Origin of the sequence: Paenibacillus tundrae, from assembly GCF_036884255.1 — a bacterium.
In the GTDB taxonomy this organism is placed as follows: Bacteria; Bacillota; Bacilli; order Paenibacillales; family Paenibacillaceae; genus Paenibacillus.
In genome coordinates this window covers 1,650,482-1,675,038 of the sequence record NZ_CP145605.1, presented here as the reverse complement: position 1 = coordinate 1,675,038, position 24,557 = coordinate 1,650,482, and the positions used below count along the sequence as shown (strand labels likewise).

Here is a 24,557-nt window from a genome sequence, read left to right as displayed (position 1 = left end):
AAAGTCCACAACATGAACAATGTGTTAGGTGATGTATAAGCTAAGCCATCATGTTATCGGATGGACTAGAAACTTCTTTTGAACATGTTTACAAAAGTTCTTCTCCCTCTAGTATTTGTTTCGAAAGTAAATCTACCGCTAGCCATGTGGAAATATCTTCTTCTATCTTTCGATTCCAAGCTGTTAAAAAATGTACTTGGCATGTCTCTTGAGATTCAATTCGTGTCATAGGTACTTCAATGCCTTGATCTGAACTTATAATAAAACCATGTTTCTCAAAATCTGAATTCAAATTTAGCGATTTAGGAATCATATCGCCTCGATCTCGTCTTGCCATTAAAAGCTCTCCATCCTGAGTTCCTACATGTAATCGGTATTTCTCGTTCTCATACTCAATAGCTTCAAGATGTTCCCCGGTATTAGAGCCGTAATCTTTCCAGCTGTATCCCTCCTGCCAATAAGAAGAAAAACTACATGTATCAATCTGACGGTTTTTATTCGGTTGAATTCTAAATACGGCTCCCCAACATTCCTCGATTGTCAGATGCGAAGCAAGATCGAGCTTAGGTTTGCAGACCACTAATTCGCAATCAAACAAGTCATAGCTATACTGGTATAATGAACCACCTTGTTTGAGTCGAAAACATTGAGTTGGAAGATAACATTTGTTGGAGACAGAAAGCGAAAACTCAATGGTTCCAAGTGGCGTATATATTGAGGGTTGTAAAAGATCAGCTTCTTGAATTAAGGGCTCTACTCCAGAAAAAAGCTTCATCTTCTCCCTCCTTTATAGTCTTTCTGATAAATCAAGGGCATGTGCCCGCAGCGTGAATATTATGTTATTGGATATCAGAAGCTTCTTCGAATCACTTATACTTCTTATACCATCCCTTTATATCAACTATATTTTTCTTTTAATATTTCTATGTATTTGTGTGGAATTTCTGTGATTTTCATAATATCTGATAATTCAAATCCCAGTTTTAAAGCGCTTCTTGCAGTCTTCAAATTATACTTTACTTTAATCATACGATCTTTAAGTAACACGTCTCCAAAATTCAGGTATTCATCAGCGATCTCACCGTTCAAAAAGAACTCTATATCATAAGTTCCTATTTGCTCTTCTATGTAAAAGATATTAATAGAGCAAAATAGCACGGCTTCTGCTGTATTAAAACTATATTTTAGGTATATAGCACGCTCTTCAACACTTATAAATTCATCATATAACTTTCCCATAAAAGTATCATGATAATCGCTCTTGTTCTCGTCACGCCACTTCCTATAGGTTTTCCAGTAATTTTCTTTCGTGCGTTTCATCGCACGATGCTTACTGTCCCATTCAAGTAGAATGTCTTTATTCACTCAATCACTTCTCCTCAAAAAAATATGTTGAATAATACAAGTTCTCTTTGTGTGTTTGTTGATTTCCTATAACGTCCCCGTATTCACGACCCGACGTATGTCGGGTGTCCGGCGAAAGCCGGGCCAAGGGCGCATGCCCACAGCGTGAATATTATGTTGTCGGATGTTCCTTCTTCAAAGATTCAACTACAAATTATCGTTTATATATACTTCGCTATGATAACTATTGATTCCCATATTACTCAAAGTACTTTGAATAATCTGTTCCAATAAATTTTCTTTAATATGTCCTTTAAACAATAAACTTATGAGAATTTAAATACGTTATCTTGTCCAATTCTCAGCGGTATAATACTATAATCTATCAATTGATATTCTTCGTTTATTAGAGATAATTCCTTTTTTATTTCTCTTACAAACTCAGGCCCTCCCCATTCCTTATTAGTACTATAGATGCCATTTATCCGTGTGATTTTTTCTCCTTGAGTTTCTACTTCTGATGCGTCTATTGTTTCTTTAGAATATGGTTCCATCTTATTAATTTGACTGTCTATTGATTCTAATTTTTGATTAATTAAAGCTAAAGTTGTTGAGACATGCCCATCTAATCTTGCAGAGCTGTTATTTTGTATAACTGAAATTAATATAGCTACAATCCCAAGTATGATTGACACTAGGCTTCCGCCTATAGATAAAATATTAGTGACGTTTTGATCTGCGCTGATTCGTAAAGATAGTATCAATATAATGATTGCAACTAGTACAACTATCGACCATTTCATATCTCTATACGTCCATTCAATGCCATTCTTATCGTTTTTTTTGGTTCTCAATATTGATCCTCTTTTCATATAAAGTTTTAAGGAATTTCCGATAACTTCACGCTGCGGGCATGCGCCCTTGGTCCGGCATACGTCGAGTCGTGAATACAGGAACGTTATATATTATGTTATGCGAAGGGATCTTGAATTACTCACAAATGTTTAAGACAACAGTCTATTAATTCTCTTCAAGCTCTCTTTCAGTAGGTTTAAAAATTCACTATCGTAGTCAAAAGAGCCTTTCAATGTCGTTTCTATTAATCCGTTTCTTGAATATCTTCTCTTTGTAATGGAGTAGGCAATTTCATAATGCCCCATTTTTTGATCGATAAAACTCATTTTAAACTCCTCATCACTCATTGCTTTTAAATGAATCGTTTTGACTTCGCTATTTTTAGCTTTTAAAAGTCCTTCCATAAAGTCATGGATTTCTTCATGCTCAATCCAGATTTCAGCTTGTCCAGCAAACTGATCGTCCTTAATATGTACCAAGTAGTTAATGGATTTATATCGCTCTAATTCAACGTCTTTAAATAAAAAAAGGATGCGTGATTTTTTATCTTCGGACTGAAGAAAAAAATCGTATGGATCAAGTGGTTTATTAAATATCACTCGCTTCGGTCCTTTCGTATAACGTTCCTGTATTCACGACCCGACATATGTCGGGTATCCAGCGAAAGCTGGATCAAGGGCGTATGCCCGCAGCTTGAATATATTGTTAAGTGATGTTCCTCTGAATTACCTATCAAATACGTCTTGAAAATATTTATCCATTAATCCTTTATTCTTAAATCTGTCTGTAATATGTTCTTTTGCTCTTAAACAAGCATTTTTATAACCTTCACTTTTCATACTATCCGCAAGAAAAAGCATTTCAATTATTGGATCACTTGGTTCCAACTTGTATGCTTTTGACAGCATGTTTTTACCTATGCTTTCCCAATGCTCATAGTCTCCAAAATGTTGAGGAAACAACGTAATCATATAACCGAAAATCAATAAAAACTGCGTTTTTGTAGAGAAATTATGTATCCCTTTCTCTGTAACTTCGTTTAATGTCAATTCAATCATCTCATAATCGTTTTCATTAAGCCCCTCAGTAACAAACGTATTTCCAGATTCGACACTCAAATACCAGGATAAAAAACCTAAATTCAAGCATATACTCAAATCACGCTTCCCTTTGTCCCACTCTCTTTTCATCGACAGAAAGGCTTCTTGATAATTTTTTGCAGTCTCAAATTCATTGAACAGATCTCCATGAAACATCACTTACCTTCCTTTCAATTTCGCCTCGGAATTTCACTTATCGTTCCTGTATTCACGACCCGACGCATGTCGGGTGTCCGGCGAATGCCGGACCAAGGACGAATGTCCGCCGCGTGAATATTATGTTATCAGATGTCGGCACTACTTTAGAATATACCTTCAGTCATTAAATGTTTACTTCTTACGTTCCCAGCAGCGGGGTAAAATCATTCCATTTATTATTTGGGGTTTATCAGGATCACCTGTACCAATAAATATTTGCCCTGGTTCCCAATCTCTTATTATCTTTTCAATTGATTTTGTAGCTTGTGTTCTAACACTTGGTACTGAATCGATAACTATAGATTCCTCAAAATTATCACAGACAAAATGAAGCTTTTGATTCTTACAATGGTGTAAACTTCCAGAATAGATCATTTCATTCTGTAAAAACATAGTTATAGCTAATGATGGTTGTTCAGGATTGATGTAGATTGTGCAAATCGAATCCTGTTCCCAAGATCCACTGTTTAACTTCTTAATAAAACCACTATTAATAGTGTTGCTATAACTATTATTACAACATGGACAATATTCAATTTCTAAAGGATTATCAATTAATACTAATTTAATGTCTTTACCTAACCATGATATTTCCTCTAGAGCTTTATCGATTAATTTATCCATTGGTCCATCTAGCAAGTGATAAACACGTTCAAATTCAACTTTCTCGTTTTCCCATTGAAAGATTAGTCTTAGAGAGTGAATCTTATCATAATCTCCATAAGCATTTAATACCGCAAGCACTTTTGTATCATCTTGGGAAGCTTCATAAACAAAAGCTTCCCAAGATATTTTAAAATCTCGAATTTCGGATTCTGTTAACTCAGTATGATTTGGTTCATCATATACCTGTGGTCTATGATGAAAATCATGATCTCTTACGCATAGAACAGCTAAATTGCCTTCAACTGTATTAGAGTTATTACCATCAATGTGATGAAAGTGAAGTCCCTGCCCTCTTTTCTTACATACGCAACAAACACCTGCATTTTTTTGCATTAAGATTTCTTTTAATTTCTTCTTTGGAGATTTTCTCATTTGAATTATTTAGCCTCTTTTCTTTGGCCGGTTTCTGATAACGTTTCTTTATTCATGAACCCCAACGGGGTTGTCTGCTGAAATTCCTCTTCGAAATCCCTCCCCCAGACCTAGGCTCCAACGGAGCCGTTGCTTGAATATTATGTTATCAAATGTCCTATTCTCCTAAGAATACGCATCCATTAATGTTTTACTATTATTATTTTTATGCCTTCATTACTTTCAATGTCTCTACAGAATTCCAATTCATCTCGTATAACACCAAGATCATAAACTACAAAAAGAACATTTTCATACTCTTTCAAGTATGCAGTTATGTCAGCATTAATCTCTTCAATTATCTGGGATTTCTTAGCAACATCTTTTAACAATTTTACTTCTATACACATTCTAAGTTTGGGCAGAATAAAATCAGGTATGTATTCCCTACCTGAGAAATTAAATTTCCCTGTCTCTCTATCATAATCAATAGCTTTATTGAAACCTTTTCCAACAAATAAGTTTTCTATAGCATTCTGAACTTCCTTCTCTTTTTGTGGAATTTCATAAAGTACACTTCTTAATTTTGTTTTAATAAAGCTCTCAATGTTATCTACTTCTTCTTCTACAAAGTCAATATTGCTTTCTAATGAGGAAATCAGGATACGTGTGCTTATCAGAACAGTTTCTAAAATGCTTTTTGCTGTTGGCCAAAGTGTATCTGCCCATCCCTTCATTTCTTCAGTATTCATTTTGTAGAAGTTCCCAATTTTCATTACTGTTGCAGATCTTGTAGCTATATCATTATAGATATGAGCCATTGATTTAAATGAAGTATACTTATTAGCTTCCATACCATCTCTGCTCAATATGTCATCAATTGTTTTCTCAAGACTCCTAGCTTGCATAATAAGTGTTTTTATTTCTTTCACTTCTGCTATTGTTAAATGCCCCATAAATTCTCCTCTCATTTAATTGTTTAATAGGATTTCTGATAACGTTCCTGTATTCACGACCCGACGCATGTCGGGTGTCCGGCAAATGCCGGACCAAGGACGAATGTCCGCTGCGTGAATATTATGTTAGGCGATGCCTCATTGAATTACTTACAAAATGCTTTTAAATAATGTTTACTTACTTCGCTAGAAAAATCAATAAGTACTTCAATCGATTCTCTAATACTCATTATCAGCTCTTCAATGGTAGCTCTTTTTCCACCTTAAGTTCGTTGGGTGAAAACAAGGATCTTAATAAAATCGTATTCTTTATGTGCTCTGCAAAGAAAAACTTTTGATTATTCTCTTCATAAGCTAAAATTTCATCACCTGATGCTTCTAATGCTTCTGACAACTCTTTTCTTTGAGGTTTAGTGTAATGATAGGTTATGTTTCTTGTATTAGATAATCTCTGCAATAACTCTGCTTTCTCACCGCTTCTAAATAGCTGTTTGAGAATTTCATATTTCTGAATCATATACTCAGGTAGGGAATTAATATAAATTCTTACCTCTTCCAATTTTTCAGACTCTTCTAAGTAGAAAATAGCTTCTCTTAGAGAGGCAGTAAGAATTTTAAGAACAGATGTTGTTTCAAAAATCCAGTCCAAAATGTCATCTGAAGTTTTAAGTAATTTTCTCTTGAGAAATACAAAGTCGTTATGTACAATTGCCAGTCCAACTGGAGCTAGAATAAAAAGTGGACACCCAATAACGGACAGAAGGATAATAAGGCTAACGGAGGTGTGTCCACATGGGAGAACAGCGGCAACGATACAATGAAGAATTTAAGAAACAAACGGTAAAATTTATCCAAGAACAGACCAAGACACTCGGAGACTTGGCAGAAGAACTCAACATTCCAAAAAGTACATTACACCAGTGGATGGGCAAGTATCGCGAACTTAAACATGAGCCCGTAGCTAGCGTAGATCGAGTGAAAGAACTGGAAGCAGAGCTTAAAGAAATGCGCCGGTTACTTCAAGAGAAAGAGCATACGCTTGCGGACACGCAAGAGGAACTGGCTATTGTAAAAAAAGCAGTGCACATCTTCAGCAAACCAAAGAGCTAAGGTTTCAGTTTCTGGAAAACCATCGCTCCCTGTTTTCTTTGGAGAAGATGTGCACTCTGTTACACGTGTCACGGAGCGGATATTACAAGTGGCGGATGGATCGAACAAGTAAACAGCAGCACCGGAGAACTGAGATCATGAAGCGTATTCGATTTCATTTCTACGACCACCAGAAGCGGTGTGGAAGTCCGAAAATTACGTATGCGCTCCATCTGGAAGGATACAGAATCTCTTCCCGTACCGTCAGTATATACATGCGTCAAATGAATCTTCGTTCCGTGCACACTCCTCGGTATCGTGTCCAAACGACGGATTCTAACCATCATCATCCCATTGCACCAAATACGCTGAACCAGCAATTTCAAACGTCCAAACCGAACACCGTATGGGTCACCGATATCACCTACATTCCCTGCCGAGGAGGCCGGTTATATCTCGCCAGTGTTCTGGATTTATGTACGCGTGAAATTGTAGGCTGGCGTCTGTACAACCATATGGAAACGAGTCTGGTGCTAGGTGCATTGAATGATGCTTACCGGGCCAAACGCCCCGCTCCAGGACTGCTACATCACTCGGATCGTGGCTCGCAGTACACGTCAAAAGAATACGTGGAGCAACTGAAATCGTATGGTATGGAGCTCAGTATGAGCCGCCGAGGAAACTGTTACGATAACGCATGTATCGAGTCTTGGCACAGTATTTTGAAGAAAGAACTCATTCACTGTAACCCTCGTTTTAAGAATCCAGAAGAGGCTTATAACACCATTTACCAGTACATTGAGTTCTATTACAACCGCAAGCGAATGCATGGTGCGCTAGGTTATCTTTCCCCTGCTCGTTTTGCGAAGAAATTTACGGACAAATCCGTCGCGTAAGTGTCTACTTTCTTGACATAGGTCCAAACTATCCACTTAGCAACATCACTGTTATGTGGAAAAACTTCGTTCATACGAATAAGAGCATAATACATCATTGTATTCCCCTCTATTTACTATCTACTATGAGGTTTCGCCTAACGTTCCTGTATTCACGACCCGACGTATGTCGGGTATCCGGCGACTGCCGGATCAAGGGCGTATGTCCGCAGCGTGAATATTATGTTAGGCGAAGGGGCTGCCCCTTTGAATATACGAAACAATAAGAAGCCAGAATTATAATTTAATTGTTCTAACTTTTTATCAAAATATTAATCTGTTGAATTTCCTTCATCTTGTACTAAATTCAAATCGCCGTCTTGATTTTCAATAAACACATCACTAAATTGCTTATCAATGTATCGAAAATTTCTCATTGGTCTATTATCATCAATATCGTAGATAGCATTTATTATTGCTTGTCTACTTGTTTGATTCAGAATAGTGAATTCCATCCAGTCATCTTTAAGCCTTTCAATAAAACCAATCGGATATCGCAATTCAAAAAATGTCCCATCTTCAAGTATTAAAGCAGTTAACCGATTAAACCTATTCGAATTATCAATAGAAATGATATCAATAATGCTTAATCTTGTTAAAAGGTCTTGAAATGTTATGTCTAATAATAGTAAGTCTCTTGTATTTGAATTCTTCAGCTGTCTAAAAAAATCTACTAAATGTCTAAATTTTATAGCACCTCTTGCTGTATCTTTTAGATCGCTACTAGAAATAGATGTCATTATCGCAGTTTTTATATCGGCAATTTGATTTGCCAAATAGTCTATTTTAATTTCTTCTTGCTTTTTAAATCTTTGTTCATACAATAATCTTTGAAGTAATCCTGACCATTGTTTTCTTAGATAGGATTCTATGTCCTCCATTCTATTAAAACTAACTATGCTGTTATTTTCGATTCTGTGCCTTAAGAAGTTTATAAATTCAAAGACATACTTCGCTGTTTCTGGTTTATCAGCAAAAGATGGGAAATCTAAACTTTCAATAAATTCTTTGTCTTTATTTTTCTCGTAAACTAAATGATCATGCATGACCTTATTCTCTACGAAGGTGAATATTGGAATTCCTGACTCTATTGCTCGAATAACTTCTAATTGAGTGATAGACAGGTTAGCAGAATCGTCAAGTATTTTATTACTTTTACTTTTATCTTTCAGGTACTCCAGATTTACTACTTCGGCTGCTTTAGGAATTGCTTTCCCTCCAAAGCGGGAACCCATAATTAAAATTAAGACGTCACAATTTGTAACTTCTTGAACACAACTTGTGTGAGTATGTACCCGCGGATCGTATAATACATCAGCATAATCGCTCATGACTGGATCATAACCGAAATTATTGACGAAATTTCTAAGCTGAGATCTTACTACGTTTAAATCATAACAAGTTGAAGATATAAACACTTTTAAATTGGCCATTGTATAGCTCCTTTTTTGGTAATAATCTAGTTAAGTTAGTTCTAACTCTTCATTGGTGATTCAGAACTTTCGTATAACGTTCCTGTATTCACGACTCGACGTATGTCGGGTGTCCGGCGAATGCCGGGCCAAGAATGAATGTCCGCAGCGTGAATATTATGTTAGGCGAGGTTATTGCCTTCTTGGGAGACTTTCAATTTGTCTTGTTCTTTTAGATATTCATATAACGCTGAAATATATGTTGAGATGGTTATTTGAGCACCTTTTCCATTCTGATTCATATGTATCCCTAAGTTTCCAATGATTTTACCCTTTATCTCTCTATTTGCAATTATTTCGTTCAGCTCTTCAATCCTGTCTTCAAGTCCAAAATTTTTCATTTCCTTCATTACTTCATCTCTAAAATTCTCATACCAATTTTGCTTTTCTGTCCATATTAAGAATGCTTCTACCGATCTAGTATTCGGAGCTTTATCATGACAATCCCTGCACATTAAAAACAAATTTGAGGGTTCGTCAGTACCGTCAAATTGCTTGGCAATAATATGGCATCTTTGTAAAGGGACATTATCCCAATTCTTTATTATTTCTTCCCTAGTTGCATGAGGTTTCTTTATATCATATTTATCCCCCCAAAACCTTCCACATGCCCAACAACACGGCTCTCCCCAATCAATTCCCTTCTCAGCTAACCAATTCATCCAATATTCAAATATCTTTGATTTTGAAGGCATTCCCATCTTCAACTATCCTTCCTTTCATTATTTGATTGCAATAATTTCGCCTAACGTTCCTTTATTCACGACTCGACTCATGTCGGGTGTCTGGCGAATGCCAGACCAAGGACGAATGTCCGCAGCGTGAATATTATGTTAGACGACGGAACATAGCTACACATTCAATCTTTTTCTTTAATCATTTCGATCTGCTTCTTCAACTCAGATATTTCGAGCTCATATTCGATCATTTTTTTTCGCAAATTATAACTTTGAATCATTTCTTTCTTTTTATCTCTAAATCCTATCATAAGTAAAATTAAAGCCATACTCATCAGAACCATAAATGAGTTTACCAGTTCTAAATCGGGGAACATCTTTGAAAGTGTATGAGGCAATACAATTAGACTCAATATTGCAAATATATCTAATATGTAATTTAGCTTACCAATTTGACTCTGCACGTATATTAATACATTGTTAACTACCTTTATAAATCTAGTTTTATTTTCTCTATCATCTATAAATGGTCTAAATCTAAGAAAGTCCGCAAAAGCAAAACACCATGCCGAAATAGAAAAACTTAACAAAAAATAGTCACTTAGTATTATAGTCTTCTTAATACTAAGTAGTGCCATTACGATAAAAGAGAATCCCAATACTTTCAAGTACGAGCTGGATGACATTTTCATTTCCTTTCTTAAGTAACATGTTTCGTTCTTTCGCCTAACGTTCCCGTATTTACGACCCGACGCTTGTCGGGTGTCCGGCGAATGCCGGATCAAGGACGAATATCCGCAGCGTGAATATTATGTTAAGTGTTGCTTCTGACTTCCTGAGGTATCTTAAACTTATTCTTAATTTATCGATTTACTTTGCTCATCTTTTCAATATAGAAGTTTTAATCTGCTTCGTGTGTCCTAGCATAGACTAGCAAACATTACTTGTTTAATTCTTAAACTTAAAATATTATTAACCCATGGTTTGAATAAGAATAGCTTCGCTATAGTTCAATTCCAATTCATTACAGACCACGTTAACTTGAAGATGCTTGCTAGATTTTTCGAATTCATTCAACTCATTTTGATGTAATTCAAATGAAATTATTATCATATAATCCAGACCATTGGTAATTGCTGTTTCAATGATGTGCTTGTCGTTAGAAGAGTTTCTGATGAACGAGTTTTTCCCTACTTGCACTGATAACTTTAACTGGGAAGGAGCAGTTAAAGTGATTAATGCTTTTGGATTCTTTTTTAATGCTTCTTGAGATAAAGTTCCATGGTAAAACAATATAAATCCGTTAATTGACTTATATATTTCATCATTGTCAGTCTCAAGATCAATAGACTTTGTCGATACGCTTAAATCAATTCTATCCATGATACCAATTATTTTTTTATTTTGAATATTTAAAAGAATTATAAGTAAAAATGATCCAAAACAAATTAAAAGTATAATCCAATTAAGGGATTCATTGAAAAAATAGCTTACTATTAGTGATACTATTGATGACAAACTAGCTATAAATATAAAGATAGGATTTTCGGATATTCTTCGAAACGAATCCATCAAATTTCCTCCAATCCTTCAGCCAAGTAATCTACTATTTTTTTCAATGCATATTCATCTACCCACTTATTCAGTAATACCCGTCCTTTAGAATTTAGTTTTATTAAAACACCATAATATTCAAATTTAACTTCGGTGATTTGTGCCTCATATAGATCTATACCTAAATCATTTATATTTTTTAAGAATCCATCTCGCAATTTAAATGTAATTTCCATTTTACTAGCATTAATGTTTTCAAGTCTTGCATCTTGAAAATACGTAATTTCTTTAAAACTAAGATTATTTTCTTTTAACAATTTCTTGAAATATTCATTCGGTATATCAATAGGAAGCATTACTTCGTTATTTTTTTTGTAATCATAAATAGGTATGATTTTCCTCAATAAATTAATATTTAGTACATTGGATATAAACAAAATTATCTTGTACTCTCTAAAGTATAGCAGCTCAATTTCTTCATCTACTACTTCTCCCTCGTTTATATGCTTATATTGTTTTTCAGGATAATTATTAATGTATTCTACACCGCTCTTATCTTGCAGTTTTCGATACTTGATTAACAGACTATCATAAAGCTTAGACTCCTTTGTTTCTATATCTGTTATGGAAATGTATTCTACGCTACTCATTTGGTTTTTATCAAAAAGTGCAGCTATTTCATGAAACGAAGTTAGACATCTGAAAATCATGAATTTCTTATACATGTTTATAAGATCATCTCCCTTTAGCATTATTGATTTTTTCTATACTTCTTTATTATCATATCAAAATTGATAGCTTAAACACGCCATCAAATAAAGAAGAATTAATTCTTAATTCTTTCTTGCTTAATTTAGAATCCGCTTCTCTGTTCCCTTTCCAATAGTAAGCACTCATCAGTTTTAAATTTGTATTACAGTTTTCTTTCAGAAGTTACACTTAACGTTCCTGTATTCACGAACCCCGGAGGGGTTGTCTGCTGAAATCCCTCTCGAAATTCCTTCCCACAGACAAAGGCTCCGTTAGGAGTCGCAGCGTGAATATTATGTTAGATGACGTATAATCCTCATGAAATGCTAACAGCTGTTTTTTAAATTGTAATAGTTTATTGAATACTCTATTAAATTGAAAACTCGCATTTGAATAATTATACTTCATACTTTGACTCCTTAACTTTCTGTTCTTAATAAAACCTAATTTATGTATTGAAATTTTATCATAAAGAATGAGGAATTCAGTAAGTTCAATTACCGTACGGTCATCGAAGTATACATAATCGTCATCAAAGAAGACTGTTAATCGATCATTAGTTGAATCATAATCCAACTTAAAGCCTCTATAAATATACCCATCCCACAATTTTTGTTTGTTTGGATTCCAAATAAGCTCCGTAACATCGCCTACAACATAATCAAATTCCTTTAATTTGCAAATAGTAATTCGGTGATTACCGGTATCAACGTAATATTCATCATTTAGTTTTATAAAACATGGTCGATCATTTTCATCATCAGATATATCCCGAGTTAATTGTTCAGTATAATAGGATGAATTCTCCAAATAGTTTGATACAATTCTTTCTCTCCTTTTAAGTTTTGTGAAAATGTCTAAAAATGATAGACCTTCATATGAAGGATGTAATGTGCCGACTATATCTTTAATATACACCACATGGTTTGTATAGTGTTTATCTGAATCATATATATAGCAGTTGTATTTGAACTGCTTGGTTTTGCTTAAATTGCTTTCATCTATTTCAAACAGATGAACCCCCATTGATTCTAACTCTTGTTTTAACGTATGTGATAATTCTTTCATCTTTTTCCTCTTTCTATTGTCATATTTCATCTAACGTTCCTGTATTCATGACTCGACGTATGTCGAGTATCCGGCGAATGCCGGATCAAGGACGAATGTCCGCAACATGAATACTATGTTATCTAATGGATACGTCTTCTTCGATTTTTCTTACTTCTTATGTTTGTATATTTAAATAAGTCTTCCAATCGCTTCTCTTTAAACTGACATAGCTTTCAAATTCTATTTTCGCTATGCCTTTTAATTGCTTGTAAATCTCTTTCTCAAATTGATCGCTCTGTACTAAAATCATGGCTAAAGATTCTCCACAACTTGCTTTAATCATCTCATCCGTTAAATCATGATTGGCAGTCATCACTAAAGTCTTTATTACCGTTTTATTATTGTATTCACTTAGATCCATGGCTGCATCATCTCGCTCAGCATATGAAGCCTTCTCATCTAGTAATATTTCTATAAGCTCTTCCCACTCCTCCATAGAACCCCCTTAACATTCATGTTCTTATTATTTGTTCAGATTATTCTCTATCTCTACGTATCTTTCAGATAACGTTCCTGTATTCATAAACCCCAAAGGGGTTGTCTGCTGAAATTCCTCTACGAAATCCATCTAGCAGACCAAGGCTCCGAAAGGAGCCGCTGCTTGAATATTATGTTATCTGGTGCCGATTCTTCATTGAGCTACTATTAAGGCTGTGTATTTTCAATTCCCCACCTCTCGACTGCTCTTCTTCCCATTTCTTTGTAAGATTCTTTTACACTATTAAAATGTTCAATAATTTCAGAAGTTGTGTTATCTATAAGATGAAAGTTTATATAAGCTGAAATCGATATCATTGAATAATTTATTGCTTTTTCTAACGCATACCAGCTTATTTTTATAGAAAATTCACTTGTTTCTGGTCCAAAATCAGCAATTACCGAGTTCCCTTCAACTAAAAATACGAGATTCTTTTGCACTAAAGGATTACCATGTTTTATCATGCATAGCTGCCTATAATCATTGTATTCTTGTAGATAAAATTCTTCGTAATTTGGTGCATCAATATTTTTCAAACCTTGTTTTGTAAGTTCCTTTACATTGATAAATAATTTAGTAGCATCTTCGTGTTCTATCCACTTATTTGCTAAATCATCATTATCTCCTATGTAAGCTATCATAAAGGCAGATTCGTATAATGATGAAACAATAGTTGCAGCCTGAGACGGATATCCTGTTGCTGATAATAATGAAGCAGTTCTTAAATCATTAAGAACTTTTGCAAGTAAGGAAGTAACAACTTTAATTGAACTTGTTGCATTATCTAAATCTATATCTGGATATGCCTCAATAGACTTTGCGATAACATTGCAACAACTCTTACAACAATTTATGTGGAATTCCAATTCATCTTTCAGTTGATCAGCGACTATCTTTTCGCCTTCTTCAATTGATGGTAGGTTATTCATTTTTCTACTCCTTTCAATCGGTTTCAGATAACGTTCCTGAATTCACGACCTAGCAAATGCTAGGTGTCCGGCGAATGCTGAATCAAGGGCGTATGCCCACAGCGTGAATATTATGTTATATGATTGGGATGCCTTCTTCGTGCTCCATGATTGTAATTTATTTCTTTAAATATAATTAATATGATAAAATTAAAGTGTTATTTCAATAATAATCCAGGAGGAATGCGAGATGCATGAGCTATTTTTACAGGCTATTAACGAAAAAAGAAAAATTATGGTAACATTCTTTTCTAATGAAGACGGACACTCATTAAAGCGACTCTGTGCTCCCTTCGATTATGGCCCAAGTAACAAATACAAAGATAAATCGCCTAGATATCATATGTATGATTATACAAGTGATAGCGGTAGTCACGTATTGAGCATATTACCAGGTCAGTTAAAAGAAATCTTACTAACTGATGAATATTTTAACCCTTTAGATCTAGTTACTTGGAATAACCCGAAGTGGCATGTTCAAAGAGACTGGGGAATTGTTTCTTAATATATTCTGTGTTGGCCCCTTCGTTGAAAGGGGTTTTTCTTAGTTTGAACGAACCTTTTCAATTTGTTTATTGTAGGTATAAATTCTATGATACTAAATAAAAGAAATTCAAATAGTTAATCATTTCATATAATGTTCCCGTATTCACGACTCGACGACTGCCGGATCAAGGGCGTATGCCCGCAGCATGAATATTATATTATATGATGCGTGATGTCTTGCTGAAACAATCTAGGATATTTGGTCAAAATCGCTTGTAAATATATGTGATCCTCTTTTCTTTTTCCGTGTAGATTTCCAAGAGACAATAATCTATATTGATATTTTTCTAAATACGCTTCTACTAATGAGTCACTGTATTGTATTAATAAATAGAACAAACTCATCTTTTCAGTTGTAGAACACATTGTTATCTTTGCCTTCAACGTTTCCTCATCCATTTTAAAATAATTTAGATATGTTCCATCATGTTCCCAAAAATCATCAAATTTAAGAATAGGTGTATCAAAAAGATAATCCCATATTTCCTTCATAGCTTTTATCTTCGTATAATCTTTATACTTCATTTGAAGTTTAGTTAATAAATAAGAATCCATGAAATCAACACAAAGGTTAAGACATTCTTTGATATATTCTTCATCAAAATCAATATACTTATTTATGTCCTTGTCAGAAGCTCTTTTATAATTCTTACACTTTGCAAGATATATTTCATTAACCTTTAAGTCATTATGAACTAATAAATTCCTTGTTTCTTTCATCTCTATTAACTTATCAATAATTTCATCCGTATTTTTTTCAATACTTGTTATATCAATAAAAACCTTTAAATATTCATGGAGATTTTTATACGAAAGCTCATTTATATAACTATCAACAACAGAAGATATTAAAGATTCTGAATTCTCGATAACTTTTTCTTTTGTAGGTTTAAAACTTTTCTCTGGATCTTCTCAGGAAATGCATTCAAAAACATTTTAATAATTTCATTCAAGGTTGTCTCAAATTTAGAAACTTGGTATGTAAATAATCCTTTTAGCAATATATCGCTAAGTCCTGAATTTAATTCCTCTTTAATTTTAACAAATTCATTTCTTGTACTATTAAGCTCAGATATAATCGTATTAACAAAAAGAAAATTTCTTTTCATCGCTGCCCCACCTTATCCATTGAATTTTTCATTTCTTATCATCAATATAATCTATATTTGATCATACAATCTGTTTTAATCCTTAATGGTTGGACTGCAAGATGTCATATAACATTCCCGTATTCACTACCCAGCGCATGCTGGGTGTCTGGCGTATACCAGACCAAGGACGAATGTCCGCAGTGTGAATACTATGTTATCTGAAGTTCATGGCTTCTTTGGACTACTTTCAAGCCCTCTTTTAAATACCCTCAAAAATTTAATAAACTCATCTATTACTTCATCTATATTTTGAACAAATTCGCTTGACGGCGTATAACTTCCGACGCCAAAGCTTATCTCTTTCAATTGCCCATCTTCTTTCTTTTTACTTATTCCAGAACTAATATCATTAGGAGCAAAATTATGTGTGATATCATTTCTAAGTACCCTTGATTTTTTAAATGCCTCAGAGTAATTAGTTTTATTAAACTGTTTCTTCAAAGCTGGGTTAACCTTATTAAGGTTGGTTAATATGTTTCGATTAAAATCTTTATCTTTATCTACATCAAATTGGTATTGGACATTTATGATATGAAAAATAGTATCCCATGCAGAGAAAAATTTGTAATAGAAAGCATCGACGTAATAATCGAACATCACTTTGTAGTTAATTGTTTCGTCTTTCTTAAAATGAGGGAAGTATTGAATTGATTGTCCATCTTTACCCGGTGATATGTACCACTCTTCATCAGGAATACCTTTATTGTAATAGTGTTTAAAAAAGATATAACTCATTCTCGACTGACCAAGTCTATTATTAAACAATCTGATCCAACTAGCTAATTCTTGTTCTGCAAACATAGCAAAAAGATCATTTATTTCTGGTCGTTTTACTTCTAAATATAAGGAATTTATTTCCGAATTTTCTTCTATCTCTATCCACTGCTCTTTAGTTGGATATTCCAAGTATTCGTGTATCATTATTTAATCAGCTCCTAACATGAATTTCAGATAACGTTCCTGTATTCGCGAACCGACGTATGTCGGTTGTCTGGCGACTGCCAGACCAAGGATGAATGTCCGCAGCGTGAATATTATGTTATAGGATGTCAGCGACTTCATTGAATAATCTTGCTTACAAAATTAATCGTATATTGAAATTCGAATATTCTTATCTATTAAATAATCTATCAAATTGAACTAAAGTCAATTTATGCAAACTCTGTTTTCTATACTTTTCTTTATTCCATATTGGTCTAGGATGAGGAACATAATAAAAAGGTTTATTAATATACTTCTTATTTTTAGATTGAACAAATTCATAAGCGTAAATAAGTTCCTTTGCTTCATTTAACGTTCTTATTACATTCCTATTCTTTTTAATTTGTTGTAATATCCCATTTTGCCCTTTCATTCCCCATCCAATAAATATTATCTTTGATTCTGATATAGCATGTTCTATATAGCTCCAATTTATATTATCAAAAATAAATTTATCACTTTTCATTTTTTTACTACTGCCCTCAATATAACTTGATACATTAACTACATATAGAGCATCACAATTATTATTCTTAGCTACCTCAATTAATTGGTTGACCGTATCATCAGAATTATCATGTGCCGCTTTGCTTGGATTCATCATAAGTGCAGTTAGTACATTCGTTCCTTGACCCCAGCGTTTCTCCAAAAAATAACGTTTACGAATATTATTATTTTTGCTGAATACCGCCTTACCTGAAATTCCATTGTAAAATCCTTCTTTAACTTTCAAGTTATTTATATTACTAAGCTCTAACAATTTCATATTATTCTCCTTCATTATTTTGATGAAAATAAGTCTTTTGCTGACTTCCTATAACATCTAATTTATGTACTTCGTAAATACCACATGTTCTGTCTGATATCCGACTACGTATATGATACCCCAAGCACTGGTATTTGCGAAGGAGAATTTGGCGAAAAAGGGAGATTTATAGCAACACTCAATCGCCCAGATCCAGACGATCCAACGGACTCTGAATACGCTGAATACTCTTGGTACTCACATGCGTATATCGCTGGGTTGTTCGTGCACTTGTGTGACCAAGCAGCTCTTGGATATAGCGCAGGTCTGTACCGTTTTCCAGTAAATGCGTGGCGAAAGAGTGTCGTAAGACATGAATACTAACCTTTTTCACAATGCCTGCGCGTTGTCTGGCTTCCTCAAAAACCTTTTGCACACTATGCTCGGTCAGATGCCGATCCGAAGATTGTCCCGGAAATAACCAACGCTGGGGTCTATATTCGACTATATATTTCTGCACAATTTCCCAAGCAATATTGGAGAGTAGGGTTCTTCGATCCTTCTGACCTTTTCCCTGCCCTACAATAAGGGTCTGGCGCTCAATATCCAGATCGCTACAACGTAGACGAACGACTTCACCTACACGAAGACCAGACGAATACGTGAGAAACAAAATCGTTTTATGCTTGAGATTAGTTACGGATGTGAGTAATTGAGCTACTTCTTTTTCAGACAATACTTGTGGCAACTTGGTCTGCTTCTTGGGACGAATATACTGGATCTCTGTAGGATGATGGAGCACATGTTTGCAATAGAAGCAAATCGCGCTGATCGTCTGGTTTACACTGGAATGGGAAATCCCTCGCTCAAGCAAATTTAAACAATACGTTGAACTACTGAAGTAGTCACAGCTGTACTTTCAATTTGGCAGCTACTCAGAAAGCGTTCGATCTGATTACAATAGGCTTTGATCGTTTTGCGACTGTATCCTCGTAATGTTAATGCCTTCTGTAATGGTTCTTTGCTCCATGCACTGTTTCCCTTGCTAGCTTTCCATTGCTGTAAATCCTCACTCTCCACCCACAACTCTGGGGCAATCTGAACATCAATTGGATCAAATTGATTCATGAACTCCTGTATAGCTGATGTGGTGTAGGGGATGACCCATACTTTTTCTTTCGCTTGCCACGTTCTACCCGTGATCCGACGAATCCGCTCAATGTGAGCAGGGTTATATGGAATATAAATGTGCAGTACCTCAGCAGAACCTTTTGATATCGTAATCGTCTCTTTGGTCGTAGCATGTTCATTCATAGGAAACCTCCTTAGATTGGGTGGATTCTGCTTTTGCTATCATTCTGAAAAACAAAAAGGAAGGCCCTTCTTCCTCCCCTAGGGAATCAGACGACCTTCCGATGCTTTCGGAACCTATATGCTGTTGTAAAAGGTAGAACGGAGCGCGGCTTGTGCAATGGCAAGCCGCGTAAGGGTGAGGTGCTGCGCCCAAATGGGCAGCACCTCATGGCGATGCACCGCGTTAATAATCGCGGTGCTCATCCACGCCGCTGCACCTACATAGCAGCGGCTTCTTCTCCCAGCGGCAGCGTGTAATACTGCGCCTGCTGCCCTTCATGCTGCTGGTATACTACGACCAGCAGCGTCCGCCCTTTCGCGGCAAGCGGGCTAGCGCCAGCAAGCACTCGCTCAAGCCGGAACGGAAGCACGTCCAATACGGCGTGCTTCTGCAGTTCCTTTTCGCCGAGACCAAGGTCGGCGAAATCACGGGCACCCATGACCGTCTGTGCGGTCATGGCCGAGGTCATCGGCAACGCACGCGAAGCGTTGCCGTCAACCCCGTCCGCCGCTCCATCCGCGGCGGACATAACCCCGGCGTCGCGCGCTGCAAGCGCCGCAGCATCCTCGCCATCGCTGCCGATCACACCCGCCGCATCTGCGGCAGAGTCTTCCCCGGCAGCAGCCGAACTTCCCACAGCGGCACTCGCACCCGTGCCGCTGCTTTCCAGCCATGCCGAGCCTGCGGCACCGGCAACACGTGGCAAGCGGACGTCTTCCGGACGTTCAGCCAGCGTTTTCATGTAACCCGCCCACTGGTCTTTCTGGAGTACGTCATCCCACCAGATTTTGCGTGGCTTGTACTTGTGTCCGAGGAAATAGTCCAGCTTCATCAGACCGAGCACAATATCCATATGCGGTGTATTCCGCGACTCTAGGAAGCTGTGCAGGCGGGTGAATAGATCCTCCAATTGGTGACCAATCTTCTGCCAGCCCTGACCTTCCCAGTAATCCCCGAATGCTTGGAAGAAATCAAACGGCGAGTTGAACTCCTGCTCCATCAGATACTTCAGCGTATGATCCATCCGGTGTGCGTTCCAGTATTTCTCCAGCACATCCTCCAGACGCTTCAAGCGCACGATGTCGCTGAACGGCAACACATCACTGCCCAGAATTTCATACGGCGCGTGATCCATATACGTATAGTTGTACTTCTCTGCATCGAGACGCAGACCCGTACCGCGCAGCATTTTGAGGAATCCAAGCTGAAGCTCTTCTGGCCCCAGAGCAAATACATCATTAAACGTCTTACGGAACGTATTGTAATCTTCCTCCGGTAGTCCTGCGATAAGATCGAGATGCTGGTCGATTTTTCCACTGGCTTTCACCTTGTTCACTGTACGGCTCAGCTTGGTAAAGTTCTGGCGGCGTTTCACCAGTTCATTGGTTGGATCATTCGTGGACTGTACCCCGATTTCGAATCGGAACGTACCCGGCGGCGCATTCTCTGCCAGATAATCGAGTACCTCAGGACGCATGATGTCAGCGGTAATTTCAAACTGAAATACCGTCCCCTGATGATTCTCAATCAAGAATTTGAACATCTCCAGCGCGTAATCCCGCTTAATGTTAAACGTCCGGTCTACAAACTTGATCAGCTTCGCACCCTTCTCAATCAGGTACAGAATGTCCGACTTCGTCCGCTCGATATCGTAATACCGCACGCCGACCTCAATACTGGATAGACAGAACTGACAGCTGAATGGACAACCACGACTCGTTTCAAAATAAACAACCCGCTTCCCGAGATCCGGGATATCCTCTTCAAATCGATGCGGTGACGGCAGATCGTTCAGATCCGCCTTCGGGCGTCCTGGCATGAGAATGACCTCTTCCCCTTTGCGATAAGCCAGTCCGTATACAAAGTGGAACTTCTTACTGCCCGTAAGCTCCGTCAACAGCTGATGCAGCGTCTCTTCGCCTTCTCCCATAACGATGAAATCCACATTAGGAATCCGGTTCATCCAATATTCCGTGTCATAGGATACTTCCGGCCCGCCCAGCAAAATTTTCACCTCAGGCATAACCTTTTTCAGATTATCAATAACCTTAATCGTCTCTTCAATGTTCCAGATATAACACGAGAACCCAATCACGTCCGCACCGCGTTGGTACAGATCAGACACAATATTCATGACCGGGTCTTTAATCGTATACTCGGCGATATCAATATCAAAATCCTTCTCACTGTACGCCTTCAGACAACGCAAAGCCAGCGAGGTATGGATATACTTTGCATTTAATGTAGAAAGAATAACCTTCATGGTTCACAACCTTTGCCTGGACACCCAGACCATATTTTTGAAAAAAATACTTGATCCTGCACTCATAGTCATACTCATGCGCTCACTCAATCACTCACCTGAACGATACAAGACATGTTCATCTACCATTCCAGCACCTTACTCATACTCGTAAAAGGCATCATCATCCGTATCAACCTCTTCGCCCGATTGTTTCTGGAAAAATTCCAAGAACGGTAATCCGTACTTACGATACTTGACCTCACCGACCCCTTTAATTGTCAGCATGTCACGTTCCGTCTTGGGACATACCACACTCATCTCGCGAAGTGTTGCATCGTTGAAGATAATGTAGGACGGCACATGTTCCTTCGCCGCCAGATCACGCCGGATTAAGCGTAGTTGCTCAAATACCGTTTCATTAACCGCAGACGGCATCGCATCACGTCCACGACGTCCACCATAGTTGGTGCCCGAGGCTGTTGCAGCCGTCTTGCGTACCACCCGCTGCATGACTTCACGCTGACCTTTGAGCACTTCCACCGCCAAGGGCTGCAAACGCACTACCGGATACTGCCCCTCGGACAGCATCAGATAACCTTCCGATACCATCACGTTGATGATCTCTGCAATTTCACGCTCCGTGCGATTCCCCATCACACCATATGTTGGCAGGGAATCGAAGCCGTAATCCAACACTTTTTTGGCACGGGAGCCTTTGAGCACCGAAGCAACCAGAGATACACCATACCGTTCACGCATACGATGAATGCAACTGAAAATTTTCTGTGCATCAATCGTCATATCTACCAGCTCGCGATCATCCGTACAGGAACTGCAGATGCCGCAAGGCTTGTCCTCATGCACCTCACCGAAGTAGTCCAACTGTGCACTGCGCAGACAACGTGTTGTATAACAGTAATCCACCATCTGCTGCAGCTTGCGGTAATCATTCTGTTTCCGGTCACCCTCCATCGGGTTCTGTTCGATCAGGAACTTCTGGGTGATAATATCCTGTGCCCCGAATAACAATATGCACTGGCTTGGATCTCCGTCCCGTCCAGCACGTCCGGCTTCCTGTACATATGCCTCCATATTCTTCGGCATGCTGTAATGCAGTACGTAACGTACGTTAGACTTATCGATCCCCATCCCGAAGGCATTCGTTGCCACCATCACGCGGATATCATCGTACAAAAACTGCTCCTGGCTCTGAGCCCGTTCATCGTCCGTCATACCTGCATGATAACGTCCTGCGGGCAAGCCTGCATGCAATAAACGTTGATGTAGATCATCCACGTCCTTACGGGTCGCGGCATATATAATACCTGGCTCACTCTCATGCTCGCGCGCGTAGTTCAGCACAAAATCCTTCTTGCTCTCACCGCGCAGCACGCTGAACGCCAGATTATCCCGCCCAAGTCCGGTCACGTATGTCTGCGGATCCTGCAAACGCAGCAGACGCAGAATATCGCCCATGACCTCGGGCGTTGCCGTTGCCGTAAAGGCCGCAACCACCGGCCGCTCCGGCAAACTGTCCACAAACGGCGCTACCGCCAGGTAGCTTGTCCGAAAATCATGGCCCCACTGTGACACACAGTGCGCCTCATCCACAGCTACGCACGAGATGGGCAACTGCGCCATCTCATCGCGGAACCAATCCAGCTCCAGTCGCTCCGGCGCGACGTAGAGCAACTTCAGATCGCCGCGCTGCGCTGCGCGGATGCGTTCATTCACTTCTTTGCCGCTTAACGTACTATTGATGTAAGCGGCGGCAATGCCAGCGGTCGTCAGCGCATCGACCTGATCCTTCATCAGGGAGATGAGCGGGGAAACGACAAGCGTTAGTCCCGGATATAACAGAGCGGGAATCTGATAACAGATCGATTTACCGCCCCCGGTTGGCATAATGCCCAGCGTATCCTCATATTCGAGCAGGCTGGATACGATTTTTTTCTGACCCTCGCGGAAGTCGGGGTAACCATAATATTTTTGCAGGAGACCCTGCGCTTCTTCTAAAGTAGGTGCTTGGACACTCATGTAAAGACTCCTTACTTGTCACCGGTGTTCCTCCACCAGCTTGGTCCGATCCGATTCTGACATCCGAACACGGCACCATTGCCGTATCCTTGACAACAAAATGGCGTTCTCATGACTTGTCCGTCAAGCAAAACGCCGCTCCCTTTAGTTTAACGGGACAGACCCGAATGAGCAACCGCGTTTTCATGTCAATCGAATCTTCTCAGTTCCACCTATCTCTGACTAGATCAATCTAAGGTTTTAGATACCTATTAACCTGAATCGTTCCACCCTCAAATTAGGATAATTTTAACTTATTTGCAATCATTAAATTACTCTCTATGCTATCATTATTACAAGTTTTAGTGTGAACTGAACTCATAGCTAAAACTTGCAAACGAAATGCTCTCTTACAAAGGAGACTTGATCCTATGACCCAAGATGCGTCTGGTACTCCCACGACCAACTTACGTAAACCCTGGATACGTAGACATCCTATTCTCACTACATTTCTATTCTTACTACTAATTCTCTTCGCTTACATCCTGCTTCGTCCTTACTTTTCGACATTCGATCGTTCTGAACAAGGGCACCTTTCTTATTCGATGCCTTCAAGGAACGGTGAATATGTAGCCGAAATCTATAGTGTTCCTTACGGTGGTGCGGGGAAAGGAGGAGAGTAACCTTATGGGTCGATGTTCGATCCACCGGAAACGGATCTGATGGTGCAGACTCTAGTTTTGTGAAAACCATCTATCGCGCTGAACACCGCGGAGCTAACCACCTTGAATGGGAAAATGAAAAAACGCTCCGGATTGAAAACCGGAACGAATATAATGATGACAGCGTAACGCTGAATATTGAAGAGGACATCTATGATGGATGGAACTTTGCATGTAAGAGCCTGCGTATGAAAGGTGAATACGTGCTTTGCCTCTCACCTGAGAAGCAGTAGTAGCAGTGACGCTTAAATACGTTATTTCCTTTTGCAGTACAACAAAATCAAACGATTAGAG

General features: G+C 38.1%; 27 protein-coding genes. 4 read left to right on the top strand and 23 right to left on the bottom strand.

What is annotated here, in order from left to right:
* Window positions 1–88: 88 nt before the first annotated feature.
* The 8 genes from V6W81_RS07285 to V6W81_RS07250 all read right to left on the bottom strand — a co-directional run bounded on the left by V6W81_RS07285 (window position 89) and on the right by V6W81_RS07250 (window position 6,119).
* The gene (locus V6W81_RS07285; RefSeq protein WP_338542333.1) at window positions 89–775 is read right to left on the bottom strand and encodes a hypothetical protein; all 687 of its coding nucleotides are present in this window, start codon (window positions 773–775) and stop codon (window positions 89–91) included.
* Window positions 776–897: 122 nt separating this feature from the next.
* Window positions 898–1,365 carry a hypothetical protein gene (locus V6W81_RS07280; RefSeq protein ID WP_338542332.1) on the bottom strand — a complete coding sequence of 156 codons (468 nt, stop codon included), beginning with the start codon at window positions 1,363–1,365 and terminating at the stop codon, window positions 898–900.
* Window positions 1,366–1,670: 305 nt separating this feature from the next.
* The gene (locus V6W81_RS07275; RefSeq protein WP_338542330.1) at window positions 1,671–2,198 is read right to left on the bottom strand and encodes a hypothetical protein; all 528 of its coding nucleotides are present in this window, start codon (window positions 2,196–2,198) and stop codon (window positions 1,671–1,673) included.
* Window positions 2,199–2,348: 150 nt separating this feature from the next.
* Window positions 2,349–2,798 carry a hypothetical protein gene (locus V6W81_RS07270; protein WP_338542328.1) on the bottom strand — a complete coding sequence of 150 codons (450 nt, stop codon included), beginning with the start codon at window positions 2,796–2,798 and terminating at the stop codon, window positions 2,349–2,351.
* A gap of 126 nt (window positions 2,799–2,924) precedes the next feature.
* Window positions 2,925–3,455 carry a hypothetical protein gene (locus V6W81_RS07265; RefSeq protein ID WP_338542326.1) on the bottom strand — a complete coding sequence of 177 codons (531 nt, stop codon included), beginning with the start codon at window positions 3,453–3,455 and terminating at the stop codon, window positions 2,925–2,927.
* Window positions 3,456–3,629: 174 nt separating this feature from the next.
* Window positions 3,630–4,535: a hypothetical protein gene (locus tag V6W81_RS07260; RefSeq protein WP_338542324.1), complete on the bottom strand. Its 906-nt coding sequence runs from the start codon at window positions 4,533–4,535 to the stop codon at window positions 3,630–3,632.
* A gap of 182 nt (window positions 4,536–4,717) precedes the next feature.
* Complete coding sequence (locus V6W81_RS07255; protein ID WP_338542322.1) at window positions 4,718–5,470, bottom strand: hypothetical protein; 753 nt, start codon at window positions 5,468–5,470, stop codon at window positions 4,718–4,720.
* Window positions 5,471–5,702: 232 nt separating this feature from the next.
* Window positions 5,703–6,119: a hypothetical protein gene (locus tag V6W81_RS07250; RefSeq protein ID WP_338542320.1), complete on the bottom strand. Its 417-nt coding sequence runs from the start codon at window positions 6,117–6,119 to the stop codon at window positions 5,703–5,705.
* Between the two features lie 143 nt (window positions 6,120–6,262).
* On the opposite strand from V6W81_RS07250, the gene V6W81_RS07245 reads away from it, so the two are divergent.
* Entirely contained in the window at window positions 6,263–6,580 is a 318-nt protein-coding gene (locus tag V6W81_RS07245; protein WP_111270792.1) for a transposase, read from the top strand.
* A gap of 11 nt (window positions 6,581–6,591) precedes the next feature.
* On the top strand, window positions 6,592–7,455 hold the full coding sequence (locus V6W81_RS07240; protein ID WP_338543928.1) for an IS3 family transposase: 864 nt from the start codon (window positions 6,592–6,594) through the stop codon (window positions 7,453–7,455).
* A gap of 311 nt (window positions 7,456–7,766) precedes the next feature.
* Here V6W81_RS07240 and V6W81_RS07235 read toward each other — a convergent pair whose 3' ends face one another.
* From V6W81_RS07235 to V6W81_RS07205, 7 genes are all read right to left on the bottom strand, one after another.
* Window positions 7,767–8,927 (bottom strand): DUF4062 domain-containing protein, encoded by a 1,161-nt coding sequence (locus tag V6W81_RS07235; RefSeq protein WP_338542318.1) that lies wholly within the window; start codon window positions 8,925–8,927, stop codon window positions 7,767–7,769.
* A gap of 161 nt (window positions 8,928–9,088) precedes the next feature.
* Window positions 9,089–9,667, bottom strand: coding sequence for an HNH endonuclease (locus V6W81_RS07230; protein ID WP_338542316.1), 579 nt, complete (start codon window positions 9,665–9,667; stop codon window positions 9,089–9,091).
* Window positions 9,668–10,615: 948 nt separating this feature from the next.
* Window positions 10,616–11,215, bottom strand: coding sequence for a hypothetical protein (locus V6W81_RS07225; protein WP_338542314.1), 600 nt, complete (start codon window positions 11,213–11,215; stop codon window positions 10,616–10,618).
* Window positions 11,215–11,922 carry a hypothetical protein gene (locus V6W81_RS07220; RefSeq protein ID WP_338542313.1) on the bottom strand — a complete coding sequence of 236 codons (708 nt, stop codon included), beginning with the start codon at window positions 11,920–11,922 and terminating at the stop codon, window positions 11,215–11,217. Before V6W81_RS07220 ends, V6W81_RS07225 begins: the two co-directional genes overlap by 1 nt.
* A gap of 229 nt (window positions 11,923–12,151) precedes the next feature.
* Window positions 12,152–13,015 (bottom strand): hypothetical protein, encoded by an 864-nt coding sequence (locus tag V6W81_RS07215; RefSeq protein ID WP_338542312.1) that lies wholly within the window; start codon window positions 13,013–13,015, stop codon window positions 12,152–12,154.
* A 157-nt stretch (window positions 13,016–13,172) separates the two neighbouring features.
* Window positions 13,173–13,493: a hypothetical protein gene (locus V6W81_RS07210; RefSeq protein ID WP_338542311.1), complete on the bottom strand. Its 321-nt coding sequence runs from the start codon at window positions 13,491–13,493 to the stop codon at window positions 13,173–13,175.
* A gap of 209 nt (window positions 13,494–13,702) precedes the next feature.
* On the bottom strand, window positions 13,703–14,464 hold the full coding sequence (locus V6W81_RS07205; RefSeq protein WP_338542310.1) for a DUF5677 domain-containing protein: 762 nt from the start codon (window positions 14,462–14,464) through the stop codon (window positions 13,703–13,705).
* A 229-nt stretch (window positions 14,465–14,693) separates the two neighbouring features.
* Between V6W81_RS07205 and V6W81_RS07200 the strand changes: the two genes are divergently transcribed.
* Window positions 14,694–15,008, top strand: coding sequence for a hypothetical protein (locus V6W81_RS07200; RefSeq protein WP_338542309.1), 315 nt, complete (start codon window positions 14,694–14,696; stop codon window positions 15,006–15,008).
* 194 nt (window positions 15,009–15,202) lie between these two features.
* Here the strand turns inward: V6W81_RS07200 and V6W81_RS07195 are convergent, their stop codons facing one another.
* The 8 genes from V6W81_RS07195 to recQ all read right to left on the bottom strand — a co-directional run bounded on the left by V6W81_RS07195 (window position 15,203) and on the right by recQ (window position 23,562).
* A complete protein-coding gene (locus V6W81_RS07195) occupies window positions 15,203–15,769 on the bottom strand; it encodes a hypothetical protein (RefSeq protein WP_338542307.1) in 567 nt (188 codons plus the stop codon).
* A gap of 128 nt (window positions 15,770–15,897) precedes the next feature.
* Window positions 15,898–16,158: a hypothetical protein gene (locus tag V6W81_RS07190; protein WP_338542305.1), complete on the bottom strand. Its 261-nt coding sequence runs from the start codon at window positions 16,156–16,158 to the stop codon at window positions 15,898–15,900.
* Window positions 16,159–16,365: 207 nt separating this feature from the next.
* A complete protein-coding gene (locus tag V6W81_RS07185; protein ID WP_338542303.1) occupies window positions 16,366–17,121 on the bottom strand; it encodes a Cthe_2314 family HEPN domain-containing protein in 756 nt (251 codons plus the stop codon).
* Window positions 17,122–17,311: 190 nt separating this feature from the next.
* Window positions 17,312–17,947, bottom strand: a complete 636-nt coding sequence (locus V6W81_RS07180; protein WP_338542302.1) for a DUF1643 domain-containing protein — start codon at window positions 17,945–17,947, stop codon at window positions 17,312–17,314.
* Window positions 17,948–18,125: 178 nt separating this feature from the next.
* Window positions 18,126–18,674, bottom strand: a complete 549-nt coding sequence (locus tag V6W81_RS07175; protein WP_338542300.1) for a tyrosine-type recombinase/integrase — start codon at window positions 18,672–18,674, stop codon at window positions 18,126–18,128.
* 128 nt (window positions 18,675–18,802) lie between these two features.
* Window positions 18,803–19,240: a hypothetical protein gene (locus V6W81_RS07170; protein ID WP_338542298.1), complete on the bottom strand. Its 438-nt coding sequence runs from the start codon at window positions 19,238–19,240 to the stop codon at window positions 18,803–18,805.
* Between the two features lie 257 nt (window positions 19,241–19,497).
* The gene (locus V6W81_RS07165) at window positions 19,498–21,543 is read right to left on the bottom strand and encodes a B12-binding domain-containing radical SAM protein (protein WP_338542296.1); all 2,046 of its coding nucleotides are present in this window, start codon (window positions 21,541–21,543) and stop codon (window positions 19,498–19,500) included.
* A gap of 138 nt (window positions 21,544–21,681) precedes the next feature.
* On the bottom strand, window positions 21,682–23,562 hold the full coding sequence (recQ, locus tag V6W81_RS07160) for a DNA helicase RecQ (RefSeq protein ID WP_338542294.1): 1,881 nt from the start codon (window positions 23,560–23,562) through the stop codon (window positions 21,682–21,684).
* 721 nt (window positions 23,563–24,283) lie between these two features.
* On the opposite strand from recQ, the gene V6W81_RS07155 reads away from it, so the two are divergent.
* Window positions 24,284–24,496: a hypothetical protein gene (locus V6W81_RS07155; RefSeq protein WP_338542292.1), complete on the top strand. Its 213-nt coding sequence runs from the start codon at window positions 24,284–24,286 to the stop codon at window positions 24,494–24,496.
* The last annotated feature ends 61 nt before the right edge of the window (window positions 24,497–24,557 follow it).

What these genes read in the sequence shown, in the direction of transcription:
- V6W81_RS07200 (WP_338542309.1), top strand. Translation starts at nt 14,694, where the DNA reads ATGCATGAGCTATTTTTACAGGCTATTAACGAAAAAAGAAAAATTATG.
- V6W81_RS07185 (WP_338542303.1), bottom strand. Translation starts at nt 17,121, where the DNA reads ATGATACACGAATACTTGGAATATCCAACTAAAGAGCAGTGGATAGAG.
- V6W81_RS07170 (WP_338542298.1), bottom strand. Translation starts at nt 19,240, where the DNA reads ATGAATGAACATGCTACGACCAAAGAGACGATTACGATATCAAAAGGT.
- V6W81_RS07180 (WP_338542302.1), bottom strand. Translation starts at nt 17,947, where the DNA reads ATGAAATTGTTAGAGCTTAGTAATATAAATAACTTGAAAGTTAAAGAA.
- V6W81_RS07220 (WP_338542313.1), bottom strand. Translation starts at nt 11,922, where the DNA reads ATGTATAAGAAATTCATGATTTTCAGATGTCTAACTTCGTTTCATGAA.
- recQ (WP_338542294.1), bottom strand. Translation starts at nt 23,562, where the DNA reads ATGAGTGTCCAAGCACCTACTTTAGAAGAAGCGCAGGGTCTCCTGCAA.
- V6W81_RS07285 (WP_338542333.1), bottom strand. Translation starts at nt 775, where the DNA reads ATGAAGCTTTTTTCTGGAGTAGAGCCCTTAATTCAAGAAGCTGATCTT.
- V6W81_RS07260 (WP_338542324.1), bottom strand. Translation starts at nt 4,535, where the DNA reads ATGAGAAAATCTCCAAAGAAGAAATTAAAAGAAATCTTAATGCAAAAA.
- V6W81_RS07255 (WP_338542322.1), bottom strand. Translation starts at nt 5,470, where the DNA reads ATGGGGCATTTAACAATAGCAGAAGTGAAAGAAATAAAAACACTTATT.
- V6W81_RS07165 (WP_338542296.1), bottom strand. Translation starts at nt 21,543, where the DNA reads ATGAAGGTTATTCTTTCTACATTAAATGCAAAGTATATCCATACCTCG.
- V6W81_RS07190 (WP_338542305.1), bottom strand. Translation starts at nt 16,158, where the DNA reads ATGAAAAGAAATTTTCTTTTTGTTAATACGATTATATCTGAGCTTAAT.
- V6W81_RS07265 (WP_338542326.1), bottom strand. Translation starts at nt 3,455, where the DNA reads ATGTTTCATGGAGATCTGTTCAATGAATTTGAGACTGCAAAAAATTAT.
- V6W81_RS07235 (WP_338542318.1), bottom strand. Translation starts at nt 8,927, where the DNA reads ATGGCCAATTTAAAAGTGTTTATATCTTCAACTTGTTATGATTTAAAC.
- V6W81_RS07245 (WP_111270792.1), top strand. Translation starts at nt 6,263, where the DNA reads ATGGGAGAACAGCGGCAACGATACAATGAAGAATTTAAGAAACAAACG.
- V6W81_RS07215 (WP_338542312.1), bottom strand. Translation starts at nt 13,015, where the DNA reads ATGAAAGAATTATCACATACGTTAAAACAAGAGTTAGAATCAATGGGG.
- V6W81_RS07195 (WP_338542307.1), bottom strand. Translation starts at nt 15,769, where the DNA reads ATGAAAGAAACAAGGAATTTATTAGTTCATAATGACTTAAAGGTTAAT.
- V6W81_RS07225 (WP_338542314.1), bottom strand. Translation starts at nt 11,215, where the DNA reads ATGGATTCGTTTCGAAGAATATCCGAAAATCCTATCTTTATATTTATA.
- V6W81_RS07210 (WP_338542311.1), bottom strand. Translation starts at nt 13,493, where the DNA reads ATGGAGGAGTGGGAAGAGCTTATAGAAATATTACTAGATGAGAAGGCT.
- V6W81_RS07205 (WP_338542310.1), bottom strand. Translation starts at nt 14,464, where the DNA reads ATGAATAACCTACCATCAATTGAAGAAGGCGAAAAGATAGTCGCTGAT.
- V6W81_RS07230 (WP_338542316.1), bottom strand. Translation starts at nt 9,667, where the DNA reads ATGGGAATGCCTTCAAAATCAAAGATATTTGAATATTGGATGAATTGG.